General features: G+C 51.6%; 7 protein-coding genes. 1 reads left to right on the forward strand and 6 read right to left on the reverse strand.

All coding sequences use genetic code 11. The features are described from left to right. The 3 genes from QF669_04570 to QF669_04580 all read right to left on the reverse strand — a co-directional run. Positions 1-342: hypothetical protein (locus QF669_04570; GenBank protein ID MDP6456716.1), on the reverse strand; the 342-nt coding region annotated here is incomplete at its 3' end. Between the two features lie 154 nt (positions 343-496). Then, the gene (locus tag QF669_04575; protein ID MDP6456717.1) at positions 497-1,777 is read right to left on the reverse strand and encodes an ectonucleotide pyrophosphatase/phosphodiesterase; all 1,281 of its coding nucleotides are present in this window, start codon (positions 1,775-1,777) and stop codon (positions 497-499) included. Positions 1,778-1,809: 32 nt separating this feature from the next. After that, entirely contained in the window at positions 1,810-2,814 is a 1,005-nt protein-coding gene (locus QF669_04580) for a hypothetical protein (protein ID MDP6456718.1), read from the reverse strand. A 123-nt stretch (positions 2,815-2,937) separates the two neighbouring features. On the opposite strand from QF669_04580, the gene QF669_04585 reads away from it, so the two are divergent. After that, positions 2,938-3,672 carry a protein-L-isoaspartate(D-aspartate) O-methyltransferase gene (locus QF669_04585; GenBank protein ID MDP6456719.1) on the forward strand — a complete coding sequence of 245 codons (735 nt, stop codon included), beginning with the start codon at positions 2,938-2,940 and terminating at the stop codon, positions 3,670-3,672. On the opposite strand, the gene QF669_04590 is transcribed toward QF669_04585, so the two are convergent. The 3 genes from QF669_04590 to QF669_04600 all read right to left on the reverse strand — a co-directional run. Then, positions 3,669-4,241, reverse strand: a complete 573-nt coding sequence (locus QF669_04590) for a DUF3228 family protein (GenBank protein MDP6456720.1) — start codon at positions 4,239-4,241, stop codon at positions 3,669-3,671. The genes QF669_04585 and QF669_04590 overlap by 4 nt on opposite strands. After that, complete coding sequence (locus tag QF669_04595; GenBank protein MDP6456721.1) at positions 4,238-6,442, reverse strand: acylase; 2,205 nt, start codon at positions 6,440-6,442, stop codon at positions 4,238-4,240. The genes QF669_04590 and QF669_04595 overlap by 4 nt, the downstream gene beginning before the upstream one ends. Then, the coding region (locus QF669_04600; protein ID MDP6456722.1) for a PaaI family thioesterase at positions 6,385-6,541 on the reverse strand (157 nt) is incomplete at its 5' end. The genes QF669_04595 and QF669_04600, both read right to left, overlap by 58 nt.

Consider the following 6,541-nt stretch of genomic DNA (forward strand, 5'->3'; position numbering starts at 1 on the left):
AATTTCCTTTACAGGGAATGTCCTGTCCTTCCAAGCTCCGTTGGCCATGAGCACAGCGCTGAAACCCATCGTCAGAAGTTCTTCCACGGTGAGATCTTTTCCTATCTGTGTGTTCGGCAAAAAATCGACCAATTCATGACCAATACGAGTATCGATTTGTGCCATCTCTTTCTTACGTTGCTTCGCATGCCACTTGGGAAGACCATCCTCTATCTTTCCATAAGGAAGATCATTCTGTTCAATCACAACGCAACGAACGCCCCGATCCGTAAACTGATACACCGCCTCTGAGCCTGCCACAGCGCCACCAACAATAGCTACAATCTGATTATCCGTAGACATGAAAATTTTCTCCTTCAGTTTTATTCAAGAATAGCTTGATCGTACGAAGCTTACTCGATTAGATATTAGTGAAGGTGTTTACCAGATTAAAATTTAAGACTAATTAGTCTTGTATTCAAGTACTCACGGCACTGGATCAGCTGCCCCGTCACCGTTATTTCAGCATAGTCCGTACTGAATCGATAACCCCGTCAATTCCCGGATTTGGGTCGAGAATCAAGATTTCGGCGATGAGGGGATAAATATGAATGTTACTGAGTGTCGGAATTGAGATTCCTTTTTTAAAGGCTGGACCTTTGGCATAAAAGATAGCATGCATGGCTTCGACCGCGTTATCGTAGCCGTGTGATCCTCTTTGCCAAAATGTCTCTTCGTGAGTTCGCTCCGCTTCCTTAGTCGCATGGGGTTTCGTAATAAGGCTCCATCCATCATCCGCCACTACAAGAATCTCCGGGATACGTCGATTATGCCGATAATGCCATCGCTCCGGAATCTCATCTCCGAGATAAGCAGTCATGTTGGGATGAGCGGCTTTTAGTGTGCGTGCCACCTTCCTGATTGCATGACGTCGGAAGAGTGCAGCTAGTATACCACGCTGGGATCTCTGCTTCAAGTTGACAAATGAGAATTCACCTCCTCCGATGATGTCAATATTGTTTAGATCAAGATAGTCCGCGAGGTAAACCATTCGTACGGAGGAAAGCTGCGTCATTCCATGATCAGAGCAGATAATCAGATTTATACTGTCGGCAATTGAGAGGGTATCTATCCCCGCCAGTAACAGGCCGAGCGTTGAGTCGGCTCTCTGGATCGCCTTCCCAGTCTCCGGTGCAGCAGGACCGTACTCATGACCAGTCCAGTCTGGCTCATGAAAATAGAGGGTTATGAGGTGAGGACGCATATCTTCCGGTAGCTGAAGCCAACTGATCACCTGATTTACTCTCTGGTCAAAAGGGACACTTTGATCATAGTAATAGAAGAAGGCAGGCGAGACTCCGCTGATGGGAGCTTCCGACCCTACCCAGTAATATGAAGCCGTTTTCACACCTTGTTTTTCAGCCGTCACCCAGATCGGTTCTCCACCGTACCACTTGGGATCAGTAACCGTGGTGCGATCTGACAATTTGTACACTTCATCCCACACCGGATCCCAGAATATGTTCGATACAATGCCGTGATTCTCAGCATACATTCCCGTTGCAATTGCATAGTGATTCGGGAAAGTCTTACTCGGGAAGATCGGTTTTAGGGATTTCGCCCTGACCCCTTCACGCGCCAGACGATCCAAGTTCGGTGTGTCAACAGCTTCAGGATAGTCATAGCGGAATCCATCAAAAGAGACGAGGATAACATACGGGCGGGCGGCAAACAGGAGCGATGATTGAACCACGAGAAGAAGGCAGGCGCATATCGTGATGCGTAAAATGTAATGCATAAGTTGCCGACGTCGTTTCTTAAAGCCCAACATCAGGGCATGGGAATGAATGCCAGTATGGTTTCAGGATAGGTGTCAGTGATTACCAGGAATCCCTTATCGTCCAACCGGACGATACCCTCCCAGTTCCTCGACTCACCTTCAGCCAAGAGTTGGAACTGGACAGGAGGGCGATCCACCAGTGTAATGGCTGAATCTGACCACTGAAACTCGACCAGCCGCTCCACAGCCTGCGACACAGCATGGGTAGGACCCTGACCATATTTCTCTACCACGGGATCAGTGCGAGGCTTCAGATGTTCCTCACCAGGATAGAAATAATTGATAGCCCAGAAGCGTGCATCTTCATCCAATGAAGTAGCATCTGTTATCCGGTATTCAATGGAAGGAAACGGGATGGTGCTCTGAGTCTGCAACGACCTGTCGATCCGGACGGCTTGTGACAGTGAATTTACAGTCTTCCCGTTGGCCTCATAGATTGGAATCAGATGGTGATCTGTAGAAAGAAGTGCCTCAAACGCCATTTCGTCCACCAGGCTAGTGGGGGTCAGTTCCTGAATTGAAGCGACATCCAGACTGATGGCTGACAACTCCTCCTCAACACCACCTGAAACAAGATACCCGATCCTGCCACCCCCTTTAACTGCTTCAATCGTCAGAAACACTCGATCCTCTACAAAAACAAGTGCTTCATATCCCTCAAAATTATCCACCAGATCTGAAATACCTCTATCATCGAAAGGTACTTTGCGAGGAGAAAGGGAGGTCCCATGGGGTGACTCAAGGAGATGCTGTATCGCCTCTTTTGGAATGGCAAAAATGTGATCTTGCCCACCACTTCTGAACCTATCCGGATACTGACTCAGTAAGACTAACTCTTCACCATACCATGCCAGCCCGGAAACTTCAGGGTCGCCCTCCATCAATTCGCCTGTTAGAGGAATCTCAACCACAGGCTGTTCTACCGGTCCGTTGCAAGCAATAACGGAGAGAGCCAAAAGGATCAGGACGTACCACAATTCTTTAAAGAACCACATCACAGCGCAAAATCTTGCAGTGTTCACTCTAATATGCAAGAACGATTCTTAAGATATGGCGTAACGATGAAACTTGACGGTAATTGAAATATGTTCTATCTTTCGAAAGGAGGATGCTATGATATGCGATCACCTTCTCTCATTAAGTTTCTGGGTCTTATTCTCCTTCTTGGCATTCCGGCAGGCATCACTCCACAAATCTCAGGCGGTGATAACTTTGGCAAAGAACGGGAAACGATGATTAAAACACAGATTGAAGCACGCGGTGTCAAAGACGTCCGGGTTCTAGAATCTATGAAAGCGGTTCCCCGCCACCTTTTCATAGGCGAATCACTTTGGCCCATGGCTTATTCCGATGGCCCCCTTCCCATCGGCTACGGTCAGACCATCAGCCAGCCGTACATTGTGGCGCTCATGACCGAATTGCTCCAGCCGGACACTCACCACGTGGTCTTGGAAATCGGCACTGGCTCGGGCTACCAGGCCGCCGTTCTGGCCAAACTGGTCCATTGGGTCTACACCATAGAGATTGTGCCAGAGCTGGGCCAGAGCGCAAAAAAGACACTGAAACGTCTGGGATACGATAACGTGGCGGTGAGAGTCGACGACGGCTACCAGGGATGGCCTGAAGAAGCGCCATTCGACCGAATCGTCGTCACAGCGGCACCGGAGGAGATTCCGCCACGACTGGTGGAACAGCTCAAGGCGGGCGGGCGGATGATTCTGCCGGTAGGTCCCCAGTGGTGGGGACAGGATCTCCTTATCGTAGAAAAGGACGAAGAGGGTAATGTCAGTACGAAAGAATCAATCCCCGTTCGATTCGTTCCGATGGTTCACGAGAAAGAACGAAAGAACTAAGTCTCTTCTTCCGGAGCTAACGCCGCGTACTTCTGCCAAAACCGCACTGCCGCCGCCCACTCTTCTGAACTGTAGTGCGCCTTGGTTCCTCCCGGGAGTTCCAGCTGGTTCCGCATCATGGTGACAGGCCCCATGGGCAGTTGATCCACCCCTTCAGGCACAGCTTGGATTGAAATCAGTTCCCATTCAGCGTCCGTAGTATTCTCATTGTTTTCAGCCAGTACGTCGTGGCGATATAGAATGAACTCCACCTTTCCCGCCGGCAGTGGTGAGCCCATGGCTGCACGGATTTGAATATAAGGCTCCTCCCCCTCTTGGCGCCGAACAGATTCGGCCTTCAGTTCTGTGCCCTGGTCAATTTTTACATAAGGACAGACAAAATGGCTGGTTATTTCATCTGTGGCTTCAACAATCACTACTCCATCTCTATACCCTTCCCTGAAATATCCTGATGCAAAGCGGTCTGAAGCGTGGTTCACTATCTCTTCAAAAGTGAGGTCTTTGGCGTAAGTTTTGCCTGATCCCTCAACCTGCCGCCGGACGAAATCATTGACTTCCAACTGAATCATTTTTCCTCCCCCGGCCGGTATGCCCTCTCCAGATTAGCCACGATGTCCTCTAGATCCATCCAGACCGGTTTCAGCTTTCGCTGTGCGAAAAGCGGCGCCTGATCGCTGTAGTGAGGCGAAGATTCATCCTGCGTGGCGCTGCCGAACTGATGGATACTCCGGGACGAAACAGCGCCGGTAGAATCCCACGCCGCCATCAGAATGAAACTGTCTCCAGCACCCGCCATCCAGATGCCACTGTCGCTCTTGCGCCCGTAGACGGCGTGCAGTATATCGGGGCCGCCACCCAAGCCAATGTTTAGATCACCACGGATGAGCCGGTTCACATCGTGCCAGGGCACATCAATTCTGCCATGGTTGTCTTTCAGGTACTTTGCCGATTCACGAATGATTGCGGCAAGTTCTCCCTCAGTCACCGTTTCAAAACGTCTCCAACCGATGCTGCCCGCTGCAATGATCGCCAGGGCCGCGCCTCGGTTATCCGGCTCGACTCCCAGATCCCAACTTTCCAGAACTCCCAAAGCCTCCCGCACAAGCGGCTCATCACTCACCACAGAATCGAGAATACGTCTCCTCAACTTGGCAAAGTGCGACGCTTCCGAATAGGACATGTCATATTTGTTGTTGACAAATTCTTCGAACGTAATGGAAGAATCTTCGCCGAACAGTTCCAACGCCCTTAAGGCGCGGTTGGTCATTCTTCTCTCGATGCCAAAGGTGCTCGAGAATAGTGTAGAGTCAGGATTCTCAGATCCCACGGTGGTCTGGAACGGTGAACTGTTACAGCTTTGCACAAAGCCTGAACTTGGATTCAGAATCTGCGGCAGATCACTGAATGATGCGTAGCTCGTCCAGAGTGCATCAGAGGTATTGCCCGGAAGATAGGTCTGCCAGTCAAATGATTCATCCCGCTGAGGGAAGAGAGCATTGTAAAGATAGAAGATGTTTCCCTCCTTGTCGCCGTACACTGTGTTAAAGCTCGGAACGGCCATCATCTCCATGGCGTCCACAAATTCCTGAAGCGATGTCGCCTTATTCATTCTGTACCACTGCTCCATGGAGCGGACGTCGTCGTGACCGGCATAGCGGATAGCGTAGGTTCCGTGGGGTCTTCGCATCACAGGCCCGTGCACCGACCACAATCCTTCCCGATGGACAGTCCACTGTACTGGACCCCACAACTTTACTTTAATAGAAATATCGAAGACTTCCAATTCACGCCACTCCCCATCGAACCGGTACTGGTTCGGATCAGCCGAATTGACCTCCAGCTCGTACACGTCTATCAGATCCGGATCGTTCACTGTATGTGACCAGCCGAGGTGGCGGTTGTGTCCGAGAGCAATTACAGGCATGCCGGGGAAGAGCCCACCTACCATATCCCACCCTTCCTCACTGTGGACGTGCGCCTCGTACCACGCAAGAGGTCCGTGCCACGGCTGGTGCGAATTGGAGCTGAAAAAGGTACTGCCGTCTGCCGTCCGCAGAGGAGAGATGGCAAAAGCGTTCGAACCGACAGACTGCCACATCTCTCCGCCAGATGACGCCAGAGCGGTCTCCTCGGCGCTGCCAGCGGCTATACGATCCGGTTTCTCTTCGCGCATCAACCAGCGCATTACGCCGTCTAGATTGAAGAAGAACGGCGTCTTCAGCACGAATCCGGCTATCACATCTTGCCCTGTAACGGGATAAAGATAGTCAATTCTTTCCCCGGGGTGCAGCGCTGCATAGGTGTTGATGCCGTCGGCGTAAGCCTCACAGACCGCCCGCGCCTCTCCGCTCAGATCAGACTGATAACGCTCTTTCACAATCTTCCGCATCCTGAATAGTCGCACCATAAAGTCTATGGGAGCCGCACTCATGCCGCGCTCACGCGCCAGTTCACCGCGGGTAGCGAGGAGAGCCTCTTGAATGTTCGCCAGATCATCTTCAGCATGGGCATAGGCAAGACCGAAGGCGGCGGCGGCATCGGTCTCTCCGAAGATATGAGGCACGCCCCAACTGTCGCGGTAGATGGTGACGTCGTACTTTGCGGCGGCGGAAGCGTCGATGAGCGCATCCGTGGAAACACCATGAAAAGCACACGATGTGAAGCAGAATAGTGTGAGGATTAAACTTGCGGACGCCAGACGACCCATCTGCCTCACCAGCGGTGGTACGCGGGATGCCCCGGCTTTACCGCCACGAAGGTTCCACGGCACGTGGCGCACACCTCACCGTCAGCCAACAGTTCAGCCTCGGTCGTGGCCCTGTCTTCGGTCGCATCCACCACGCGTGCCACAAGACGGATCGAGCCGTCT

This window comes from Candidatus Neomarinimicrobiota bacterium (assembly GCA_030743815.1).
GTDB lineage: Bacteria > Fidelibacterota > Marinisomatia > Marinisomatales > S15-B10 > UBA2146.

Bases quoted from the DNA above. Each gene is read 5' to 3' on its own strand.
- QF669_04585 (MDP6456719.1), top strand. From the start codon at position 2,938: ATGCGATCACCTTCTCTCATTAAGTTTCTGGGTCTTATTCTCCTTCTT.
- QF669_04590 (MDP6456720.1), bottom strand. From the start codon at position 4,241: ATGATTCAGTTGGAAGTCAATGATTTCGTCCGGCGGCAGGTTGAGGGA.
- QF669_04575 (MDP6456717.1), bottom strand. From the start codon at position 1,777: ATGCATTACATTTTACGCATCACGATATGCGCCTGCCTTCTTCTCGTG.
- QF669_04580 (MDP6456718.1), bottom strand. From the start codon at position 2,814: ATGTGGTTCTTTAAAGAATTGTGGTACGTCCTGATCCTTTTGGCTCTC.